Below are 20,858 nucleotides of genomic sequence, written 5' to 3'. Positions count from 1 at the left end.
GCAATTGAAAATAAAGTAATATATATTTTATACAATTTTGCGTTATTACTAGATTTAGTAATGAAAATTTCAGATTTAAAATGAAATATATTATTGGGCAATGAGTTGTGAATTTTTATACAAGTTTTAATTGCTATACCAATTAGCTATTATTAGGTTATTTATATTAAAAAAAGGTTTTTTTAATAAAATGTCTAAAAAATTAGATAATTTCTTTTTTTGAGGCTCTTTTAGTTTTGATTTTTTTAATAAGTCACTCAATGATACAGTTTATAACTACTGCTATTGTAATGCACATATCTAAATAACCTAGTATCATAAGTGAAATTAATGCTTCAAATTTTTCATATAATAATTTCAAATCATTAATTTCCAATTTTAAAAATGAAATGAAAAAGATAGTAATCATAAAAATGTAAGGCAAAATTATCCATCAATATTTTTTTAAAGAATTAATGAGTTTGTTTCATTTCATTTTTCAAGGCTCTTTTTGCTTTAAATTTTTGAATAATAAAGCGAATTAATTTTTCAAATTTAATTGCAAAATATATTGCTCCACCTCATCAAAAAACAAATATTCCTGCCATCACAATACCGCTATTGAACTTGCCGAAGAAATCAACCATCTGTTTATTCATAAAATTATTAAATTCGTTACTTGTTCCAGTTATTCATTTAGTATCGATTGTTGTTAATGCGCAAAGTAATAAGCTTATAAAAATGAAAATGATACTTAATAATATTTTTAACCACTGATTTTTAAAAGAATTTTTAATTTTTAATTTTAATGGCATTTTTTCTTTTGAATTATCTTTTTTAAATAATTTTACTAAAAGTTTTTTCATTTTAACTCTCCTTTCATATTTTTTATCGTCCTTTAATCACAATAAATAAAGCAATAAGTACAAAAGTAACACCGAGAATGGTTGAAGATTGGATGTTGCGAAAATGTTCGCGCCATTGGTTTAAATAGTTCTAAAATTGTTAAATTGCTAGTAATAAACTTTTGGAAATTGGCAAGCCCCCCGCTAATATAGTTCGTTAAAGTTTCAAAATGACTACCAGCCAATAATCCAAGAACAGTTATTAAGATAAAAATAATAATTAGTTTAAACATTTTTAGTTACCTTGTTTTGTTTTTATTGGTTTTATTTGTTTTTTAGCTTTTCCTCAGGCACTTAAACGACCTTTATTTTTAACCGCATATTGGCGTTGTTTTTCTAAATTAAATTGTTGACTACCAATTCCAAGAATAATTGCCATAAGAAATTCTACAGCCCGCGTTAAGAATAAAGGAAATATTAGTTGAATATTTGTTCCCGGCACTTCAAGACTTCAAATTAAATTAAAAACTTTATAAAGCATTTGGGCGAGAAAATCGGCCATTTTTGCGAGATTTTCCATTTTTTATTATTCCTTTTCTTTCATTTTTCTTAAAAATTTGCTAAATTTATCCATTTTTAAATATTCTAAGTCTTCTAAATCAATTGCTGTGTCAGTATAGTATTTGTCTTCATAATCCGGATTTACTTTTGAATTTAAGTAATCTCTTAAAAATGCTAGGTAAAAAGAATTGTAAGTGTTAAGTATTGGTAAAGGAATTTTTAGTTTAAAAAAATAAATATCAAGTTCAGGAATATCACGGTATTTAATGTGGCGAACCTTTTTACTATTTTTAGCATCAATTAAGGTGTTTCGTCAGCGTTCATATTGTTCAATGCTCGTAAAGGTACCATAGACAACTTTTAAGTAGGGGCGAAAAATATTAACGGGTTTTTTGCGAATTTCCACAATTACATTATTGGCAATATCACGAACTTTAACTCAAATATGTTTATCTCTTTGACCGCTGGCCAGCACAATATGACCAAAATGCCGTGCCAGAGCAAAATATTCTTGTATACCGGTTTCTTCGTTTTTGGTATTATTTTTTTTCAATCCGTTCCTTCTAAAAATAAGTTCGTTTCATCTCATAACAGTAAGGTTTTGTCTGGTAATACCGGATAATCAAAGTCTAAAAATCCCATATACCCTAAGCTTAATTTTTGGGTTTCTAGTAATGGAAATGTTGATGCGATATGATATTTTTTCTTTTTTAGTAATTCTGATGCGTAGGCTAGAAAAGCCGTTTTTCCAGTTCCTAATGAACCAATAACAATATTTAATGGTGAATTTTTTAAAAAATTAATAACTTTGTTAATTTGTGTTAAATTACTGATTTTAAAAAGTAAAATTAAAATACAACCTGATAAAAATAAATAGCTCACAATGTTTTTTAAATAACCGTTGTAAACGTATCAAATTGCTCCTCAATGTCATAAAATTAAAAATGAGGTGCGATTCAATTCAATAAAATGGTTATTTTTTTCTATTACTCATTTGCAAAATTTCATCTTGCACCTCACTTTATTTTTTTGTTAGCGTACTGCTCCAAGTAATTTTTCAAACATTTTAAAGCAAATAAAGAATATTGCCAAAATAAATGGAAAAATGAAGATTCAGTAGTCAGCAAAGAAGTTACCGACTTGTGGCATGTTAACAGCAATAATTTCTCACATTTTAGTAAAAGCCGTTATAATTGCATTTCATAATTTAGTCATCGCGTCACTAGCTGTTATTTTTTCTACTGTTGCAGGTGCCTCGGTCAAGAAAGTTCCAAACATATAATCACCCCATTTCTTTTTGAAACATTAATCATTTATATTCAAAGTTTTTCTTAAATTTGTTAAAACCATAATTAACCTTAACACAATTATATTTTTTCCTAATTAATTTTGAATTTCTTTGGGAATGCATCACAATGTAACTTCTTGACATTAATTTTGCCTCTATCTAAATACTGATATGGTTTTTCAAAGTAGCATTAAAATAAATCACACCATAGTAGCTGTTAAGAATCAAAAAGCAATGTTTGCCATTAAAAGTCAAATCGTTTCTTGAGTTAAATCAATTTCTTTATCACCACTAATATGAGACGGAATAGTTGTAATTTGAATAAATAAATCTCAGAAAGTTTGTTTAATTTGTTCTCAATTAAATTCTTTTAAGTTTATTGTCATTTTTTATCTCCCAAAAATCATTTTTATTGGTAAATACATAATTGAAATTAATGCGAAAAGAAAAGTAATGATAATAATTAATCCGGCAATAAACGCAACCTGTGCAGGCATTTTTTCTATCGGAACAAATAGTTTTAAAAATTCCATAATAATTTCTCAAAACATTATTTTTTATTCTCATTATTTTCTTTTGAATTAGGAGCTTTAACTCATTCTTTAAAGCGAGCAATAAATACTTTTTCGTCTTTTGTAAAATTACCAGTATTATTTTTAATGGCATTTTTATATTTAATTCTAATTTTTATTTTGGCATAAATTTTATAAGCAAAATATGCCAATAGCATTATGCAAATGATAATAAATATTATTCCAATCGCAATATTCATTTTTAAACTCCTTTAAAATAGTTATAATTTATATCTTTTTTATTGTTTTATTTTTCGGCAATGAAAAAACCTAATAATTCTTGTCCCTTAATTAATTTGGTTTCTTTTTCTTTTTGATTAATCGAAATTATTTGATATTTACTATCTTTTATTATTCCAATGCAAATTGAATTTTCGTATTTTCCTTTATAAACAAATCGTTTTGGAAACCAAATACCGATTTGTTTATAAAATCACGGAATTTTTGGTGCTTTAATTAAAATTGCATTTTGTGTTTCTTTTAAGAGATATTTTTTAGTATTTAAGAAAATGTTTTCAATGTTTTTCATAATAAATTACCTTTCTTATAAATAAAATAAGTTATATTAACTAAGTTTTAGTTAACTTAGTTTTTTAAACACTTATATATCGCAGATTTAAGTGTTTAACAAGCTTTGTTAGTAAATTTTGTTTTTTTAATTAGATAAATATTTTAATAATTTTAAACTTAATACATCCCTATATAGAAATTTTTACACTTTAATGTCCGCAATCCTGCCCTTGGAACTAATTTAATAGCGTGTATATTTTTAGGAAATCCGCCCATTCATTTTTTTATTGCAAAACGAAACAAATTGCTATAGCTAATAGGGTGTTATCTATTAACTGGTAAACTTCTTTTGGTTATGGCGACCACCCGCAATTTATCGCGCTTTAATACATACCAACATTATTAACTCACTTGTATTTAATTTTCAAAAAACAAATTTTAACATCTTATAAAATAAAAAGACAATCATTGCTGACTGTCTTAATACTTATTCAAACCCCCCCCTACCTAACAAAACTTTATGCGTCCGTGTTGTTCTTGGAACATTAAGTTTTTTAATTATGTTCTGATATTTTATTAGTGATTTGTTATTTTTTGATTTAACATATGCCGTTGGTTGTTTAATATCAGCATTACCGATGGCATTAATGGGATTTGTTACTAATTTCTTAGTGGCATTATGACTGTTTAATCCTTTAAATAAGTTATTTAATGCTAATATGCGTTTAATGTCGCAAAACTATTTATCAGTTAACATTAAAGATAATATTAATGTTATTAGTGCTTTTCTAACAGTAACATTTTCAGTAAGTATTTTTGTAATCAAATCGTTAATAATGCTTAATAATCATCAATTTATAAAATGATCACAAAATGTTAAGAATATTTTAACTAATGATAAATCGTTAAATAATAGTTATGACTATGCGTTTAAGCAAGGAATATTAACTAGTGAAGATTATTTTACTTTTTATCACAGTTTAGCACCTAATGAATGTAGGATTGTTGCTATTTATGATGAAAATAATATTTTTAAGGCACGAATCAATAATTGTGGTGAAAATTATAAGACATTACAAAATATTATTTTTGATAAAAATATAATAACAACACCAGATCAGTTTTATTTTAATGATGTTAGTTCTAAATTCAAGAAACATTATGGCCGCTTTATTGGTGATTTATGAGCTTTAAAAGCTGGAAAATGACAAAAAATTAATTCTGGAAATACTTTGCCCGTTTATTTTTACTAAGAATATTAAAAGTGCATATGGAGTTATGGACACTGAACTTAAAAATAAGGAAATTTATCAATTATCATATAACTATAATAACGAAGAAAAGTTTTTGGAAGGGAAATGTTATTACTAATGATTAATAACATTAATTATTATTCAAAAAATTCTTTAATTCATAACTGAGATCCCCGAGTTAAATTAATTGCTATTTTACTTTTAATGATTATTCGTTATTTAAAATTAAGTTTAGTGGGTTACTAGTATTAATGATAATGTTTTTAATATTATTTATTAGTTCGCAATTACCATTATTTTTCTTAATTAAACCATTATGAAAAATGGGTTTACTTTTTTTATTAGTATTAATCGTTTCTAGTTTTGTTATTCAAATTTCTTTATCGGATGCTAATGAGCAGTTTAATTTATTAAAGTGAGGTTATCAAAATAATTATTTTTCAATAAAGTTCTTAAATATTAGTGAATATGATTTTTTAACAAAATGAAATAAAGAAGAACAATTACAATGAATTCAAGCAATATTACGAAGAGAACGAATTCATAGTGGAATGTTAGAAACAGTAAATGATATGCGATTAGGTGTAATATTTCGTTGAAATATTTTTGATTTTTCTTATCAGACAATTTTTAAATCACTATATATTGTTAGTAAACTTTATTTAGTTATGAATCGGTCATTATTGTTAATAAGAACGACTAAATTAGAAGTATTACTTAATAGCTTAGAAAACCTTTTAAAACGGTTAAAATATTGTAAAATTAAAGTTAATGCTGCCGCTATTGGCTTGACTATTACGCTTAATGCCTTATCATTGCTAATGAGAGGAGCTAAAACTAATTTATTAGCCCAAGCTTGTTGGGGTAGTGATATTAGCGGTTCTTGATGACAAAAGTTAACCATAATTAAAGCTTTTATTATTCCAATGTTTAATAGTAGTTTTATCCGTGCTGATAATTTAGGAACAGCAATGTATACGCGTGGGTATAAAAATTCTATTAAAAGAACAAGATATTATCAATATAAAATTCGGTGATGAGATGTAAGTTTATTTTTAATCGTGTTAACTTTAATTGTTATCTTAATAATATTTTTATTTTTCAAATCAACATTTATGTTAATGTTTAATATTACAACAATCACTTTTATATTTGATAAATATATTTTTTAATTTTGTAGAAAAATCTTGATATTTATTGAATATACTTAATTTTAGGTATATTTTTAATATGATAGAGGTGGATAATAATTATGGAAAAAATAATTCAAGAACTAGTAAATACTTTAACAGATGATCAATTTTTAGAATTTTATGAAAAAGTCAAACAACAAGCAGAATTAATAAAAAAAAAACAAAAACGTTTAAATGAAATTGATCAAAAATTTAGAGCACAGGGTATTAAATTTCCTAAATGTGAATCTTACCATTGCGTTAAAAATGGACATAATTCAGAAGGAAAACAAAAATATTTATGTAAAAATTGCCATGCAATTTTTGACGCTTTTCGTAATCATTTTATTTATTGAAGTCATTTAAATTATGAACAATGAAATTTATTTATTCAAATTTCATTGCTGAGGCAATCTAGTAAAACAATTTCTCGTTTTATTAAAACTACATTAAAAACTGCTTGATATAATCGTCAAAAATTAATGAAATCAAAACAATTAGAAAATACCCAATTAAAATTTAAAAAATTATCTGGTAAAATCCAAATCGATGAAACATTTATTAAAGAAATTCATAAAGGAAATTTCAAACATAAAACTGATCCACGAAGAATTCACCTTGACCCATTCGCAACTAATAATAAATGCTGTATTCAAATGGCAGTTGATAATAATAACAATATTTATGTTAAATCCACAAACACCAAACGTTTACAAAAACAATGAGTTATTGAAAATATGAACAAAGAATTAATTAACCAAAATTCAATTATTACTTCTGATATGCAAAAATTATATTTTTTAGTAGCAAAACAAACAAATTCTACTTTATGTGTAACTAAAACAACAATTAATCCTGAAGCTAGTTATCGTAACTTAAATAAAATCAGTAAATTACAATCTAGTCTTAAAGAAGCCTTAATTCATTATCATGGTTTAGGTTTTACTAATATTCAAAATTATTTAAATCTCTGAAAATGAAAATACCAACATAAGGGTTTAACTCCAAACCAACAAAAAGCGGTATTATATTTTAATGTATAAAAAATTAAAGTAAAAATAGTAATTTTACATAAAAGCCTTTTAAAATTATCAAGTTGATGATTTTTTTTATTTTATCAAGAGTTTTCAACAAAATTAAAACAAACGTTTACAAAAACAATGAGTTATTGAAAATATGAACAAAGAATTAATTAACCAAAATTCAATTATTACTTCTGATATGCAAAAATTATATTTTTTAGTAGCAAAACAAACAAATTCTACTTTATGTGTAACTAAAACAAAAATTAATCCTGAAGCTAGTTATCGTAACTTAAATAAAATCAGTAAATTACAATCTATTCTTAAAGAAGCCTTAATTCATTATCATGGTTTAGGTTTTACTAATATTCAAAATTATTTAAATCTCTAAAAATGAAAATGCCAACATAAGGGTTTAACTCCAAACCAACAAACAGCGGTATTATATTTTAATGTATAAAAAATTAAAGTAAAAATAGTAATTTTACATAAAAGCCTTTTAAAATTATCAAGTTGATGATTTTTTTTATTTTATCAAGATTTTTCGAAAAAATTAAAACATTTATTGAAAATATGAACAAAGAATTAATTAACCAAAATTCAATTATTACTTCTGATATGCAAAAATTATATTTTTTAGTAGCAAAACAAACAAATTATACTTTATGTGTAACTAAAACAACAATTAATCCTGAAGCTAGTTATCGTAACTTAAATAAAATCAGTAAATTACAATCTAGTCTTAAAGAAGCCTTAATTCATTATCATGGTTTAGGTTTTACTAATATTCAAAATTATTTAACGCCTGTTGAATTTAGAAAATGACAGCCTACATAAAAAGTGTCCAAAAAATGGTTACCATACCATTTTCATATTTTTTATCGTCCTTTAATTACAATAAATAAAGCAATAAGTACACAAGCGACACCAAGAATGGTAAAAATTGGATGTTGCGAAAATGTTCGCGCCATTGGTTTAAATAGTTCTAAAATTGTTAAATTGCTAGTAATAAATTTTTGGAAATTGGCAAGACCTTCACTGACATAGTTCGTTAAAGTTTCAAAATGACTACCAGCTAAAAGCCCAAGAACAGTTATTAAGATAAAAATAATAATTAATTTAAACATTGTTAGTTACCTTTTTTTGTTTTTATTGGTTTTATTTGTTTTTTAGCTTTTCCTCACGCACTTAAACGGCCCTTATTTTTAACAGCATATTGGCGTTGTTTTTCTAAATTAACTCGTTGACTACCATATCCAAGAATAATTGCCATAATTAATTATACAGCAAGCTTTAAGAATAAAGGAAATATTAGTTGAATATTCGTTCCTGGTACTTCTAAACTTCAAATTAAATCAAAAACTTTATAAAGCATTTGGGCAAGAAAGTCGGCCATTTTTGCGAGATTTTCCATTTTTTATTGTTCCTTTTCTTTCATTTTTCTTAAAAATTTGCTAAATTTATCCATTTTTAAGTATTCTAAGTCTTCTAAATCAATTGCTGTGTCATTATAGTATTTGTCTTCATAGTTAGGATTTACTTTTGAATTTAAGTAATCTCTTAAAAACGCTAGGTAAAAAGAATTATAAGTATTAAGTATTGATAAAGGAATTTTTAGTTTAAAAAAATAAATATCAAGTTCAGGAATATCACGATATTTAATGCGGCGGCCCTTTTTACTATTTTTAGCATCAATTAAGGTGTTTCGTCAGCGTTCATATTCTTCAATGCTCGTAAATGTGCCATAGATGACTTTTAAGTAGGGACGAAAAATATTAACGGGTTTTTTACGAATTCCCACAATCACATTATTGGCAATATCACGAACTTTAACTCAAATATGTTTATCTCTTTGGCCACTAGCTAACACAATATGACCGAAATGGCGTGCTAAGGCAAAATACTCTTGGATACCGGTTTCTTCGTTTTTGGTATTATTTTTTTCTCAATCCGTTCCTTCTAAAAATAAGTTCGTTTCATCTCATAACAGTAAGGTTTTGTCTGGTAATACCGGATAATCAAAGTCTAAAAATCCCATATGTCCTAAACTTAATTTTTGGGTTTCTAGTAATGGAAAGGTTGATGCGATGTGATATTTCTTCTTTTTTAATAATTTTGATGCGTATACTAGAAAAGCTTTAATTTTGTCGAAAACTCTTGATAAAATAAAAAAAAATCATCAAGTTGATAATTTTAAAAGGCTTTTATGTAAAATTACTATTTTTACTTTAATTTTTTATACATTAAAATATAATACCACTGTTTGTTGGTTTGGAGTTAAACCCTTATGTTGGTATTTTCATTTTCAGAGATTTAAATAATTTTGAATATTAGTAAAACCTAAACCATGATAATGAATTAAGGCTTCTTTAAGACTAGATTGTAATTTACTGATTTTATTTAAGTTACGATAACTAGATTCAGTATTAATTGTTGTTTTAGTTAAACATAAAGTAGAATTTGTTTGTTTTGCTACTAAAAAATATAATTTTTGCATATCAGAAGTAATAATTGAATTTTGGTTAATTAATTCTTTGTTCATATTTTCAATAACTCATTGTTTTTGTAAACGTTTGGTGTTTGTGGATTTAACATAAATATTGTTATTATTATCAACTGCCATTTGAATACAGCATTTAGTATTAGTTGCGAATGGATCAAGGTGAATTCTTCGTGGATCAGTTTTATGTTTGAAATTTCCTTTATGAATTTCTTTAATAAATGTTTCATCGATTTGGATTTTACCAGATAATTTTTTAAATTTTAATTGAGTATTTTCTAATTGTTTTGATTTCATTAATTTTTGACGATTATATCAAGCAGTTTTTAATGTAGTTTTAATAAAACGAGAAATTGTTTTACTAGATTGCCCCAGCAATGAAATTTATTGATTCAAATTTCATTGTTCATAATTTAAATGACTTCAATAAATAAAATGATTACGAAAAGCGTCAAAACTTGCACGGCAATTTTTACATAAATATTTTTGTTTTCCTTCTGAATTATGTCCATTTTTAACGCAATGGCAAGATTCACATTTAGGGCGTTCAATACCTTGTGATCTAAATTTTTGATCAATTTCATTTAAACGTTTTTGTTTTTTTATTAATTCTGCTTGTTGTTTGACTTTTTCATAAAATTCTAAAAATTGATCATCTGTTAAAGTATTTACTAGTTCTTGAATTATTTTTTCCATAATTATTACCCACCTCTACCATATTAAAAATATACCTAAAATTAAGTATATTCAATAAATATCAAGAGTTCTCTATAAAATTAAAATAGAAAAGCAGTTTTTCCAGTTCCTAATGAACCAATAACAATATTTAATGGTGAGTTTTTTAAGAAGTTAATAACTTTGTTAATTTGTGTTAAATTGCCGATTTTAAAAAGGAAAATTAAAATACAACCTGCTAAAAATAAATAGCTTACAATGTTTTTAAAATAACCGTTGTAAATGTATCAAATTGCTCCGCAATGTCATAAAATTAAAAATGAGGCGCGATTCAATTCAATAAAATGGTTATTTTTTTCTATTACTCATTTGCAAAATTTCATCTTGCACCCCACTTTATTTTTTTGTTAGCATACCGCTCCAAGTAATTTTTCAAACATTTTAAAGCAAATAAAGAATATTGCCAAAATAAATGGAAAAATGAAGATTCAGTAATCAGCAAAGAAGTTACCAACTTATGGCATATTAACAGCAATAATAATCTCACATTTTAGTAAACGCTGTCATAATTGCATTTCATAATTTAGTCATCGCATCACAAGCTGTTATTTTTTCTGCTGTTGCTGGTGCATCGGCCAAGAAAGTTCCAATCATATAATCACCTCCTTTCTTTTTAAAACATTCATCATTTATATTCAAAGTTTTTCTTAAATTTGTTAAAACCACGATTAACCTTAACACGATTGTATTTTTTCTTAATTAATTTTGAATTTCTTTGTGAATGCATCAAAATGTAACTTCGCGACATTACTTTTGTTTCTATCTAAATACCGATATGGTTTTTCAAAGGAGCATTAGAATAAATCGCACCATAATTGCTGTCAATAATCAAAAAGCAATGTTTGCTATTAAAAGCCAAAGTGTTTCTTGGGTTAAATCAATTTCTTTGCCACCACTAATATGAGCCGGAATAGTTGTAATTTGAATAAATAAATCTCAGAAAGTTTGTTTAATTTGTTCTCAATCAAATTCTTTTAAATTTACCGTCATTTTTTATCTCCCAAAAATCATTTTTATTGGTAAATACATAATTGAAATTAACGCGAAAAGAAAAGTAATGATAATAATTAATCCGGCAATAAAAGCAACCTGTGCAGGCATTTTTTCTATCGGAACAAACATTTTTTTTAATTTTGTCGAAAACTCTTGATAAAATAAAAAAATCATCAACTTGATAAGTTTAAAAGGCTTTTATGTAAAATTACTATTTTTAATTTAATTTTTTATACATTAAAATATAATACCGCTGTTTGTTGGTTTGGAGTTAAACCCTTATGTTGGTATTTTCATTTTCAGAGATTTAAATAATTTTGAATATTAGTAAAACCTAAACCATGATAATGAATTAAGGCTTCTTTAAGACTAGATTGTAATTTACTGATTTTATTTAAGTTACGATAACTAGATTCAGGATTAATTGTTGTTTTAGTTACACATAAAGTAGAATTTGTTTGTTTTGCTACTAAAAAATATAATTTTTGCATATCAGAAGTAATAATTGAATTTTGGTTAATTAATTCTTTGTTCATATTTTCAATAAATCATTGTTTTTGTAAACGTTTGGTTTTTGTGGATTTAAAATAAATATTGTTATTATTATCAACTGCTATTTGAATACAACATTTAGTATTATTTACAAATGGGTCAAGGTGAATTCTTCGTGGATCAGTTTTATGTTTGAAATTTCCTTTATGAATTTCTTTAATAAATGTTTCATCGATTTGGATTTTACCAGATAATTTTTTAAATTTTAATTGGGTATTTTCTAATTGTTTTGATTTCATTAATTTTTGACGATTATATAAAGCAGTTTTTAATGTATTTTTAATAAAACGAGAAATTGTTTTACTAGATTGCCCCAGCAATGAAATTTTAATCAATAAATTTCATTGTTCATAATTTAAATGACTTCAATAAATAAAATGATTACGAAAAGCGTCAAAACTTGCACGGCAATTTTTACATAAATATTTTTGTTTTCCTTCTGAATTATGTCCATTTTTAACGCAATGGTAAGATTCCCGTTTAGGGAATTTAATAACTTGTGCTCTAAATTTTTGATCAATTTCATTTAAACGTTTTTTTTTTTATTAATTCTGCTTGTTGTTTGACTTTTTCATAAAATTCTAAAAATTGATCATCTGTTAAAGTATTTACTAGTTCTTGAATTATTTTTTCCATAATTATTATCCACCTCTGTCATATAAAAATATACCTAAAATTAAGTATATTCAATAAATATCAAGAGTTTTCTACAAAATTAAAAAAAAACTGTTTGCTCCGATAGAAAAAATGCCTGCACAGGTTGCGTTTATTGCCGGATTAATTATTATCATTACTTTTCTTTTCGCATTAATTTCAATTATGTATTTACCAATAAAAATGATTTTTGGGAGATAAAAAATGACAATAAACTTAAAAGAATTTAATTGAGAACAAATTAAACAAACTTTCTGAGATTTATTTATTCAAATTACAACTATTCCGTCTCATATTAGTGGTGATAAAGAAATTGATTTAACTCAAGAAACGCTTTGACTTTTAATGGCAAACATTGCTTTTTGATTCTTAACAGCGATTATGGTGTGATTTATTCTAATGCTCCTTTGGAAAACCATATCAGTATTTAGATAGGGAAAAAGTTAATGTCAAGAAGTTACATTGTGATGCATTCCCAAAGAAATTCAAAATTAATTAGGAAAAAATATAATCGTGTTAAGGTTAATCGTGGTTGTAACAAATTTAAGAAAAACTTTGAATATAAATGATTAATGTTTCAAAAAGAAAGGGGGTGATTATATGTTTGGAACTTTCTTGACCGAGGCACCTGCAACAGTAGAAAAAATAACAGCTAGTGACGCGATGACTAAATTATGAAATGCAATTATAACGGCTTTTACTAAAATGTGAGATATTATTGCTGTTAATATGCCACAAGTCGGTAACTTCTTTGCTGACTACTGAATCTTCATTTTTCCATTTATTTTGGCAATATTCTTTATTTGCTTTAAAATGTTTGAAAAATTACTTGGAGCAGTATGCTAACAAAAAAATAAAGTGAGGTGCAAGATGAAATTTTGCAAATGAGTAATAGAAAAAAATAACCATTTTATTGAATTGAATCGCACCTCATTTTTAATTTTATGACATTGCGGAGCAATTTGATATATTTACAACGGTTATTTTAAAAACATTGTAAGCTATTTATTTTTAGCAGGTTGTATTTTAATTTTTCTTTTTAAAATCAGTAATTTAACATAAATTAACAAAGTTATTAATTTCTTAAAAAATTCACCATTAAATATTGTTATTGGTTCATTAGGAACTGGAAAAACTGCTTTTCTAGTATACGCATCAAAATTACTAAAAAAGAAAAAATATCATATCGCATCAACATTTCCATTACTAGAAACCCAAAAATTAAGTTTAGGTCATATGGGATTATTAGACTTTGATTATCCGGTATTACCAGACAAAACCTTACTTTTATGAGATGAAACCAATTTATTTTTAGAAGGAACGGATTGAAAAAAAATAATACCAAAAACGAAGAAACCGGTATACAAGAATATTTCGCTCTCGCACGCCATTTTGGTCATATTGTCCTCGCTAGCAGTCAAAGAGATAAACATATTTGAGTTAAAGTTTGTGATATTGCCAATAATGTGATTGTGGGAATTCGCAAAAAACCAATTAATATTCTTCATCCCTACTTAAAAGTCATCTATGGTACCTTTACTAGTATTGAAGAATATGAACGCTGACGAAACACCTTAATTGATGCTAAAAATAGTAAAAAGGTTCGCCACATTAAATACCGTGATATCCCTGAACTTGATATTTATTTTTTTAAATTAAAAATTCCTTTACCAATACTTAACACTTACAATTATTTTTACCTAGCGTTTTTAAGAGATTACTTAAATTCAAAAGTAAATCTTGACTATGAAGACAAATACTATACTGACACAGCAATTGATTTAGAAGACTTAGAATACTTAAAAATGGATAAATTTAGCAAATTTTTAAGAAAAATGAAAGAAAAGGAATAATATAAAAAATGGAAAATCTCGCAAAAATGGCCGACTTTCTCGCCCAAATGCTTTATAAAGTTTTTGATTTAATTTGAAGTCTTGAAGTACCGGGAACGAATATTCAACTAATATTTCCTTTATTCTTAACGCCGGCTGTAGAATTTCTTATGGCAATTATCCTCGGTTTTGGTAGTCAACAAGTTAATTTAGAAAAACAACGCCAATATGCTGTTAAAAATAAAGGTCGCTTAAGTGCGTGAGGAAAAGCTAAAAAACAAATACAACCAATAAATCCAAATAAAATTAATTGAAAACAAAAAAATAAAACAAGGTAACTAACAATGTTTAAACTAATTATTATTTTTATCTTAATAACTGTTCTTGGATTATTGGCTGGTAGTCATTTTGAAACTTTAACGAACTATATTAGCGAGGGTCTTGCCAATTTCCAAAAATTTATTACTAGCAATTTAACAATTTTAGAACTATTTAAACCAATGGCTCGGACATTTTCTCAACATCCAATCTTTACCATTGTTGGTGTTACTTGTGTACTTGTTGCCTTATTTATTGTAATTAAAGGTAGGTAAAAAATGGAAAAATGAACTAAAAAACAAGAATTAGAAATAGAGAATGACAAATTAAAAATTGCTAATGTCATATTAGAAAATAGTGTTAATACTCTTAAATACATAATAATGAAAAAAAATAACGAAATTTTAGAACTAGAAAAGTGAAATACTATTCATATTAATCAAAAATCAGACTTAATAATTGAAAACCAAAAATTAAAAATTTTTAAACACGAAAGGAAAATAAAAATGAAAAAACTTTTAGCAAAATTATTCAAAAAAGATAATTCAAAAGAAAAAATGCCATTAAAATTAATAATTAAAAATTCTTTTAAAAAGCAGTGGTTAAAAGTATCATTAAGTATCATTTTCATATTTATAAGCTTATTAATTTGTGCATTAACAGTAATCGATACTAAATGAATAACCATAACAAGTGCTGAATTTAATGATTTTATGAATAAACAGATGGTTGATTTCTTTGGCAAGTTCAATAGTGGTGTTATGCTCGCAGGAATATTTGTTTTTTGATGAGGCGGAGCAATATATTTTGCAATTAAATTTGAAAAATTAATCCGCTTTATTATTCAAAAAATTAAAGCAAAAAGAGCCTTGAAAAATGAAATGAAACAAATTAATTAGTTCTTTAAAAAAATATTGATGGAGAATTTTACCTTAAATTTTTATGATTACTATCTTTTTCATTCCATTTTTAAAATTGGAAATTAATGATTTGAAATTATTATATGAAAAATTTGAAGCATTAATTTCACTTATGATACTAGGATATTTAGATATATGCATTACAATAGCGGTAGTTATAAACTGTAGCATTGAGTGACTTATTAAAAAAATCAAAAGCAAAAAAATAATGAAAAATAAAATATTTTAAAAAGGAGTGATAAAAATGTTTATGAAAATATTTACAGTGTTAATTATTAGTTTTAATAACATTTTTACCATTCCGCAAAACATTAATAATGACAAAACACAATCACTAATTAGAAACAAAAGACAAAGTAATAAAGTTTATGATTTTGAAATCAGAAATCTAGAAAAAGTGAGGTTTTGAATTTCGAATTCAACAAATAATATTACACAAGTTCAAATAAATAAAATAGATAATAACAATCTAAATGAAAAATTACCAGAATTAAGAAATTTAGAAAACCTTAGTTTCTTATTTACACAAAAATTACAAAATAATCAGAGCAAACAAGATAAGATTAGACAACTAATAAATACAGACGGCCAAGAAACCGCCATGCGAAATACATGAGTAATTAATAAAAAAATAACAATTAAAGCACAAGGTACAAATTTAGATGACTGCAAATATGATAGCTTAGGAAATATTAGTCCCGCATATGATGATAATAAAATAGATTACACATTAAATAGTACAAATGATTTTGAAATTGAAACTAAAAAAGAAAGCACTGATATTGATTTACCAGAAACAACCACCAAATTTGACGGCAACCATAACTATAACGATGTTGTTGATAATCTTGATTATTTAATGATTCACCGTGGTGATTTTGATAAATTTAATTACTCGTATCTCTACTGAACACCAGTGTTTAATTTCATTGACACTTTAGAAAAAGGTTATTACAAAGAATTTACAATTAAAAATCACGGTTTTAAAGACGAGAGCTATTTTTATCATAAGACTTCAACTATTTTACCAAATTCAGAAATAATCGATCCGACAAATGCAACCAAAATTGAAATTATAAAAAAAATTAAAAAAAGACTTAATGAAACAATTAACAATCTTGCTGGCGTAAATAATGCAATTGAAGGCATCGACTATAATACAGAAATTAAAGATAATGACAACAATTACTTAGACGATAGCACTACTTTTGATTTAACAACAGACAATGTCGCCGATAGAACATTTACCGTTAAATTCACCGCAATTGAAACGAGTACACAATTGCAAGGAACAAATACGATTAAAATGGTCATTCCGAAACAAGATGATAACAACGATAATGTCCTTAAAATTAAGGCATTTAATAAAACCCTAATTGCTGGAAATAACTATTTACAATTATTACACGGTGAAAATGAAATATGAAAATATGACACCACAAGAGCTAACGATTATTACCTAATTAAGTACCTTTTTGGAACCTTAAATTACCTCAATGTTAAATTTAGTTTTCTACGATATGACCCCGATTTACGAAATGATATTTACCTATATTTTAAAAACAACATCCCTAATATTAACAATAACAATTATAAAAATATTTTTGAGGAAATCTATGAAATACTTGGTAACTTCTTTGCCAGTTTATTTTATGCTACTTTTGACATGGACGAAAAAACTCATACCGAAATTGATTTTAAGGGTGTGTATAATTACAACAAAGATTATTTTATTCAAATCGGTTTCTTTTATCGCTCATTAATTACCTTTTATCCTAAAAAATATTTAATCAATGTTACTGGTAATTCAGAATTATTACTAAGAAGTTATTTCTTTACTTTTGACAAAAAAATGCACCAAGAAAATTACAATGCTATTAACAACACCAATAACATTTATCAAATTGATTTTAATGTTCTTAAATCTTACGACAATAAACTGATTAAATTGTCAGCAAGCAACACTGCTAATAGTATTAATTATCTTAACACCGACATTGATATTCGATATGGTATTAATATTTTTACCTTAACTTTTCCACTTTATCATAATGGAAACAACTCTAACTACAATTTTAAAATCTATGACTTTAATGTATTAAATTCCACGGCCTTTATTCCTGACGGTTCAACAAATTCAGAATGAGACGACCTAATTCCGCCAGCAAATTGTAAATATTCCGGACGATGAATACCTACTTTTAACGATATTGGCTGTGCCATTCAAAATGCTGGTATTAAAATGCTAAACTGAATGTTGACAGCCTCACAAATTATTACCATTTTACGACCATTAGCAATTATTGCAAAAGCAACAGTTAACTTTTCAACCGCCATTTTTCCGGTTTTTAAAACAGTACCCGCCTTTTACTACACCTTTCAATTTTTAATCGGTTTTGCCATTCTCCTAATGATTTTAAGTATTTTCATGTAAAATGCTATATATATATTGAAAAATAAAGTAATAAGGGAATTAAAATAATGAAAATTTTAAATATAATTGCTCTTTGAGAATTAACAATATTACCAACGATTGGATGTTCTAAAAAACCAAATGAATTAATAGAACAAAAAAATAAAGTTTATGATTTTGAAATCAAAAATCTAGAAAAAGTGAGGTTTTGAATTTCGAATTCAACAAATAATATTAAACAAGTTCAAATAAATAAAATAGATAATAACAATCTAAATGAAAAATTACCAGAATTAAGAAATTTAGAAAACCTTAGTTTCTTATTTACACAAAAATTACAAAATAATCAGAGCAAACAAGATAAGATTAGACAACTAATAAATACAGACGGCCAAGAAACCGCCATGCGAAATACATGAGTAATTAATAAAAAAATAACAATTAAAGCACAAGGTACAAATTTAGATGACTGCAAATATGATAGCATAGGAAATATTAGTCCTGCTTATGATGATAATAAAATAGATTACACATTAAATAGTACAAATGATTTTGAAATTGAAATTGAAAATCCTTAATAATTAAATTTAAAAACTGTTAAAATCATCCCCTTAAAAGGTGGTTTTTTATGATGATAATACTCTTAAACAACTAAGCAACTTTTCATTTTTTATATTTTAATAAAATAAGGAACCAGTAATTAATTAAAATTACTGGTTTGAATATTTTTTATTTTTACAAGAAATTTAAACTTGTTGTGCTTGTTTCAATTAAAGTTATTGTTCTAAATAGCTAATATCGTTTTTATAAAACCTTATACTATAGTAGTAACTGTATTTGTTCTTACTGACCCTTCTATTTCTGATGAGAAAAATTATTCCCAAATAAATGTTATGTTATAATTGTTTTTATATATAGTAATTTCATTGTGTAATAAAACTATGATTTTGTAAAATTTGCATTACTTCTGTAATTGATAATATAACTATTTGTTCTTTATTGTTATCATCAATTATTTCGGCAGTAATATTTCTTGTAATTTTTTGTTTTAAATTTAATATAACTTTAGATGTAATTATTCTTACTGGATAAGTAATTTTTAATTTTTTATCGGGATTAAGTTCAAATTTATCAGCGGGTCCCTTAAAAATACTTAAAATCATTTCTTGTTCTCGTTTATTTGTGTTTGATAAATCAAATTCATTTGATAATACATTAATAATTTCAGAATTTTTATTATTTATATTTGTAAAATCTGTTAATTTCATTTCATCATCAGAATTTATGTTTCAACCATTTAATTTATTTTCTTGTTTTGTTTTAGTTAATCCTGTTGTAATTTGAAATATTAATTTTGATTTTGAGTTATATTCACAAGCAGGTACATTAAATGATTTTATATTTGGAGTTTTATTGGTAATTTCTCTATCAGAACACACATTTTTAGGAACATTAGATCATAAAAATGAATTTTCTTGTTTTGTTATTTCAGTATTTGAAAAATTTAAATTATTAGTATCAATATAATTTATTTCCTTAAATTTTAAATTAGAATTTTCATCTCGAAATTTAAAAAATAATGCTTTTTTAATCAATTCATTTAAATTAATAATTTTATTTTGCCCATTATCAATTGAATAATGTATTTTTATATTATTATTATTTAAATTATTTTTTATTTTTAATATAGCTGAATTTTTTGTCTTGTTAATAATTTCTAATTGTGAAATATCTAAATCTGGATTCAAATAATTTAATTCACTTAAAATTACATTATCAGAATTATTACTAATTTTTCCTAAATTTGAATTTAAATAGTATTCACTATATTCATAAACATTGCCATCTCCTGAACCAATATATAATTTATTGTTGAAAATTACACCAGATGAATCAATTCATCAATTTGTTTTAATAATAATTTTTTGTTGTTCTGTAGCAGGATCATATTCATAAACATTATTATCTGTTGAACCAAAGTACAATTTATTGTTGAAAACTACACCAGAAGATCTTATAGATTCAGTTGCTCTAATAATAATTTTTTGTTGCTCGGCGACAGGGTCATATTCATAAACATTATGATCTAGTGAACCAAAATATAGTTTACTGTTTAAAACTACACCAGAAGATTTAATTTCATTATTTGTGGTGATGGCAACTTTTTGTTGTCCTGTAGCAGGATCATATTCATAAACATTATGATCAAATGAACCAAAATATATTTTATTATTAAATACTACACCAGAAGTTTGAACTCGCCCTTTTGTTCTAATAATAGTTTTTTGTTGTTCTGTAGCAGGATCATATTCATAAACATTATGATCAAATGAACCAAAATATAATTTATTGTTTAAAACTACACCAGAAGATCAAGTTTCACCATTTGTTATAATAATAATTTTTTGTTGTCCTGTAGCAGGATCATATTCATAAACATTATGATCAAATGAACTAAAAAATACTTTATTGTTGAAAACAATACCAGAAGATCAGATCTGTTTTTTTGCTTTAATAACAATTTTTGTTGCATTTATTTTATTATTTTCATTATTGCTTCGTTTTTGTCTTTTATAATTTATGTTTTCTAATTTAATTTGTTGTTCTTGTGTTGGATAAGGACTATTGGCAACAATTCCCGCTACTCCACTACTTGCTATTGTTATTGTACTTAATAAACTAAGTAATTTTTTCATTTATTAAATCCTTTTTATGAATTTTTACTAATTAATAAATTTG

General features: G+C 25.1%; 35 protein-coding genes and 1 pseudogene. 14 read left to right on the top strand and 22 right to left on the bottom strand.

What is annotated here, in order from left to right; genetic code table 4:
- Nucleotides 1–452 precede the first annotated feature (452 nt).
- The 9 genes from I5Q57_RS01250 to I5Q57_RS01210 form a co-directional block, all read right to left on the bottom strand.
- Nucleotides 453–845 (bottom strand): hypothetical protein, encoded by a 393-nt coding sequence (locus I5Q57_RS01250; protein ID WP_215826443.1) that lies wholly within the window; start codon nucleotides 843–845, stop codon nucleotides 453–455.
- 32 nt (nucleotides 846–877) lie between these two features.
- A complete protein-coding gene (locus tag I5Q57_RS01245) occupies nucleotides 878–1,117 on the bottom strand; it encodes a hypothetical protein (RefSeq protein WP_215826442.1) in 240 nt (79 codons plus the stop codon).
- A 2-nt stretch (nucleotides 1,118–1,119) separates the two neighbouring features.
- A complete protein-coding gene (locus I5Q57_RS01240; RefSeq protein WP_215826441.1) occupies nucleotides 1,120–1,404 on the bottom strand; it encodes a hypothetical protein in 285 nt (94 codons plus the stop codon).
- 6 nt (nucleotides 1,405–1,410) lie between these two features.
- Nucleotides 1,411–1,860, bottom strand: a complete 450-nt coding sequence (locus I5Q57_RS01235; protein ID WP_215826440.1) for a hypothetical protein — start codon at nucleotides 1,858–1,860, stop codon at nucleotides 1,411–1,413.
- Nucleotides 1,794–2,393, bottom strand: coding sequence for a hypothetical protein (locus I5Q57_RS01230; protein ID WP_215826439.1), 600 nt, complete (start codon nucleotides 2,391–2,393; stop codon nucleotides 1,794–1,796). Before I5Q57_RS01230 ends, I5Q57_RS01235 begins: the two co-directional genes overlap by 67 nt.
- 24 nt (nucleotides 2,394–2,417) lie before the next feature.
- A complete protein-coding gene (locus I5Q57_RS01225) occupies nucleotides 2,418–2,663 on the bottom strand; it encodes a hypothetical protein (protein WP_215826438.1) in 246 nt (81 codons plus the stop codon).
- Between the two features lie 165 nt (nucleotides 2,664–2,828).
- Nucleotides 2,829–3,059: a hypothetical protein gene (locus I5Q57_RS01220; protein WP_215826437.1), complete on the bottom strand. Its 231-nt coding sequence runs from the start codon at nucleotides 3,057–3,059 to the stop codon at nucleotides 2,829–2,831.
- A 164-nt stretch (nucleotides 3,060–3,223) separates the two neighbouring features.
- Complete coding sequence (locus I5Q57_RS01215) at nucleotides 3,224–3,445, bottom strand: hypothetical protein (protein ID WP_215826436.1); 222 nt, start codon at nucleotides 3,443–3,445, stop codon at nucleotides 3,224–3,226.
- A gap of 47 nt (nucleotides 3,446–3,492) precedes the next feature.
- Nucleotides 3,493–3,774: a hypothetical protein gene (locus I5Q57_RS01210; protein ID WP_215826435.1), complete on the bottom strand. Its 282-nt coding sequence runs from the start codon at nucleotides 3,772–3,774 to the stop codon at nucleotides 3,493–3,495.
- Nucleotides 3,775–4,315: 541 nt separating this feature from the next.
- Between I5Q57_RS01210 and I5Q57_RS01205 the strand changes: the two genes are divergently transcribed.
- From I5Q57_RS01205 to I5Q57_RS01185, 5 genes are all read left to right on the top strand, one after another.
- Nucleotides 4,316–5,008, top strand: coding sequence for a hypothetical protein (locus I5Q57_RS01205; protein WP_215826434.1), 693 nt, complete (start codon nucleotides 4,316–4,318; stop codon nucleotides 5,006–5,008).
- Between the two features lie 257 nt (nucleotides 5,009–5,265).
- Entirely contained in the window at nucleotides 5,266–6,180 is a 915-nt protein-coding gene (locus tag I5Q57_RS01200) for an energy-coupling factor transporter transmembrane component T family protein (protein WP_215826433.1), read from the top strand.
- Nucleotides 6,181–6,260: 80 nt separating this feature from the next.
- A complete protein-coding gene (locus I5Q57_RS01195) occupies nucleotides 6,261–7,223 on the top strand; it encodes an IS1/IS1595 family N-terminal zinc-binding domain-containing protein (RefSeq protein WP_215826432.1) in 963 nt (320 codons plus the stop codon).
- A gap of 133 nt (nucleotides 7,224–7,356) precedes the next feature.
- Complete coding sequence (locus I5Q57_RS01190; RefSeq protein ID WP_215826431.1) at nucleotides 7,357–7,593, top strand: hypothetical protein; 237 nt, start codon at nucleotides 7,357–7,359, stop codon at nucleotides 7,591–7,593.
- A gap of 125 nt (nucleotides 7,594–7,718) precedes the next feature.
- The gene (locus I5Q57_RS01185; protein WP_215826430.1) at nucleotides 7,719–8,039 is read left to right on the top strand and encodes a hypothetical protein; all 321 of its coding nucleotides are present in this window, start codon (nucleotides 7,719–7,721) and stop codon (nucleotides 8,037–8,039) included.
- Nucleotides 8,040–8,080: 41 nt separating this feature from the next.
- Here I5Q57_RS01185 and I5Q57_RS01180 read toward each other — a convergent pair whose 3' ends face one another.
- From I5Q57_RS01180 to I5Q57_RS09555, 12 genes and pseudogenes are all read right to left on the bottom strand, one after another.
- Nucleotides 8,081–8,329, bottom strand: a complete 249-nt coding sequence (locus I5Q57_RS01180; protein ID WP_215826429.1) for a hypothetical protein — start codon at nucleotides 8,327–8,329, stop codon at nucleotides 8,081–8,083.
- Nucleotides 8,330–8,331: 2 nt separating this feature from the next.
- Nucleotides 8,332–8,475, bottom strand: coding sequence for a hypothetical protein (locus I5Q57_RS01175; protein WP_215826428.1), 144 nt, complete (start codon nucleotides 8,473–8,475; stop codon nucleotides 8,332–8,334).
- 6 nt (nucleotides 8,476–8,481) lie between these two features.
- On the bottom strand, nucleotides 8,482–8,616 hold the full coding sequence (locus tag I5Q57_RS09565; RefSeq protein WP_256444899.1) for a hypothetical protein: 135 nt from the start codon (nucleotides 8,614–8,616) through the stop codon (nucleotides 8,482–8,484).
- Between the two features lie 3 nt (nucleotides 8,617–8,619).
- The gene (locus I5Q57_RS01170; protein WP_215826427.1) at nucleotides 8,620–9,240 is read right to left on the bottom strand and encodes a hypothetical protein; all 621 of its coding nucleotides are present in this window, start codon (nucleotides 9,238–9,240) and stop codon (nucleotides 8,620–8,622) included.
- A 198-nt stretch (nucleotides 9,241–9,438) separates the two neighbouring features.
- Entirely contained in the window at nucleotides 9,439–10,080 is a 642-nt protein-coding gene (locus I5Q57_RS01165) for a transposase (RefSeq protein WP_215826426.1), read from the bottom strand.
- 6 nt (nucleotides 10,081–10,086) lie between these two features.
- Entirely contained in the window at nucleotides 10,087–10,398 is a 312-nt protein-coding gene (locus tag I5Q57_RS01160; protein ID WP_215826425.1) for an IS1/IS1595 family N-terminal zinc-binding domain-containing protein, read from the bottom strand.
- Between the two features lie 80 nt (nucleotides 10,399–10,478).
- Nucleotides 10,479–10,760, bottom strand: coding sequence for a hypothetical protein (locus I5Q57_RS01155; protein WP_215826424.1), 282 nt, complete (start codon nucleotides 10,758–10,760; stop codon nucleotides 10,479–10,481).
- Between the two features lie 142 nt (nucleotides 10,761–10,902).
- Nucleotides 10,903–11,031, bottom strand: coding sequence for a hypothetical protein (locus I5Q57_RS09560; protein ID WP_256444898.1), 129 nt, complete (start codon nucleotides 11,029–11,031; stop codon nucleotides 10,903–10,905).
- Between the two features lie 165 nt (nucleotides 11,032–11,196).
- Nucleotides 11,197–11,427, bottom strand: a complete 231-nt coding sequence (locus tag I5Q57_RS01150) for a hypothetical protein (protein ID WP_215826423.1) — start codon at nucleotides 11,425–11,427, stop codon at nucleotides 11,197–11,199.
- A gap of 233 nt (nucleotides 11,428–11,660) precedes the next feature.
- The gene (locus I5Q57_RS01145; protein WP_215826422.1) at nucleotides 11,661–12,317 is read right to left on the bottom strand and encodes a transposase; all 657 of its coding nucleotides are present in this window, start codon (nucleotides 12,315–12,317) and stop codon (nucleotides 11,661–11,663) included.
- A gap of 93 nt (nucleotides 12,318–12,410) precedes the next feature.
- Nucleotides 12,411–12,476 (bottom strand): annotated as a pseudogene (locus I5Q57_RS10000) (hypothetical protein); the annotation flags it as partial.
- Between the two features lie 10 nt (nucleotides 12,477–12,486).
- Nucleotides 12,487–12,618 carry a hypothetical protein gene (locus I5Q57_RS09555; RefSeq protein ID WP_256444897.1) on the bottom strand — a complete coding sequence of 44 codons (132 nt, stop codon included), beginning with the start codon at nucleotides 12,616–12,618 and terminating at the stop codon, nucleotides 12,487–12,489.
- A 222-nt stretch (nucleotides 12,619–12,840) separates the two neighbouring features.
- Between I5Q57_RS09555 and I5Q57_RS01140 the strand changes: the two genes are divergently transcribed.
- From I5Q57_RS01140 to I5Q57_RS01100, 9 genes are all read left to right on the top strand, one after another.
- Nucleotides 12,841–13,071 (top strand): hypothetical protein, encoded by a 231-nt coding sequence (locus I5Q57_RS01140; protein ID WP_215826421.1) that lies wholly within the window; start codon nucleotides 12,841–12,843, stop codon nucleotides 13,069–13,071.
- A 165-nt stretch (nucleotides 13,072–13,236) separates the two neighbouring features.
- Nucleotides 13,237–13,482: a hypothetical protein gene (locus I5Q57_RS01135; RefSeq protein WP_215826420.1), complete on the top strand. Its 246-nt coding sequence runs from the start codon at nucleotides 13,237–13,239 to the stop codon at nucleotides 13,480–13,482.
- Nucleotides 13,483–13,506: 24 nt separating this feature from the next.
- A complete protein-coding gene (locus I5Q57_RS01130) occupies nucleotides 13,507–13,698 on the top strand; it encodes a hypothetical protein (protein WP_215826419.1) in 192 nt (63 codons plus the stop codon).
- A gap of 263 nt (nucleotides 13,699–13,961) precedes the next feature.
- The gene (locus I5Q57_RS01125; RefSeq protein WP_215826418.1) at nucleotides 13,962–14,489 is read left to right on the top strand and encodes a hypothetical protein; all 528 of its coding nucleotides are present in this window, start codon (nucleotides 13,962–13,964) and stop codon (nucleotides 14,487–14,489) included.
- A gap of 8 nt (nucleotides 14,490–14,497) precedes the next feature.
- A complete protein-coding gene (locus I5Q57_RS01120; RefSeq protein WP_215826417.1) occupies nucleotides 14,498–14,806 on the top strand; it encodes a hypothetical protein in 309 nt (102 codons plus the stop codon).
- A 6-nt stretch (nucleotides 14,807–14,812) separates the two neighbouring features.
- Nucleotides 14,813–15,061 (top strand): hypothetical protein, encoded by a 249-nt coding sequence (locus tag I5Q57_RS01115; RefSeq protein ID WP_215826416.1) that lies wholly within the window; start codon nucleotides 14,813–14,815, stop codon nucleotides 15,059–15,061.
- Between the two features lie 3 nt (nucleotides 15,062–15,064).
- Entirely contained in the window at nucleotides 15,065–15,685 is a 621-nt protein-coding gene (locus tag I5Q57_RS01110) for a hypothetical protein (RefSeq protein ID WP_215826415.1), read from the top strand.
- Between the two features lie 265 nt (nucleotides 15,686–15,950).
- The gene (locus I5Q57_RS01105; protein WP_215826414.1) at nucleotides 15,951–18,140 is read left to right on the top strand and encodes a hypothetical protein; all 2,190 of its coding nucleotides are present in this window, start codon (nucleotides 15,951–15,953) and stop codon (nucleotides 18,138–18,140) included.
- A 47-nt stretch (nucleotides 18,141–18,187) separates the two neighbouring features.
- Entirely contained in the window at nucleotides 18,188–18,697 is a 510-nt protein-coding gene (locus tag I5Q57_RS01100) for a hypothetical protein (RefSeq protein ID WP_215826413.1), read from the top strand.
- Between the two features lie 330 nt (nucleotides 18,698–19,027).
- Here I5Q57_RS01100 and I5Q57_RS01095 read toward each other — a convergent pair whose 3' ends face one another.
- Complete coding sequence (locus tag I5Q57_RS01095; protein WP_215826412.1) at nucleotides 19,028–20,815, bottom strand: outer membrane protein assembly factor BamB family protein; 1,788 nt, start codon at nucleotides 20,813–20,815, stop codon at nucleotides 19,028–19,030.
- Nucleotides 20,816–20,858 lie beyond the last annotated feature (43 nt).

The organism is Spiroplasma endosymbiont of 'Nebria riversi' (genome assembly GCF_018831625.1).
Lineage (GTDB): Bacteria > Bacillota_I > Bacilli_A > Mycoplasmatales > Nriv7 > Nriv7.
This window is presented reverse-complemented; position numbering and strand designations above follow the sequence as displayed.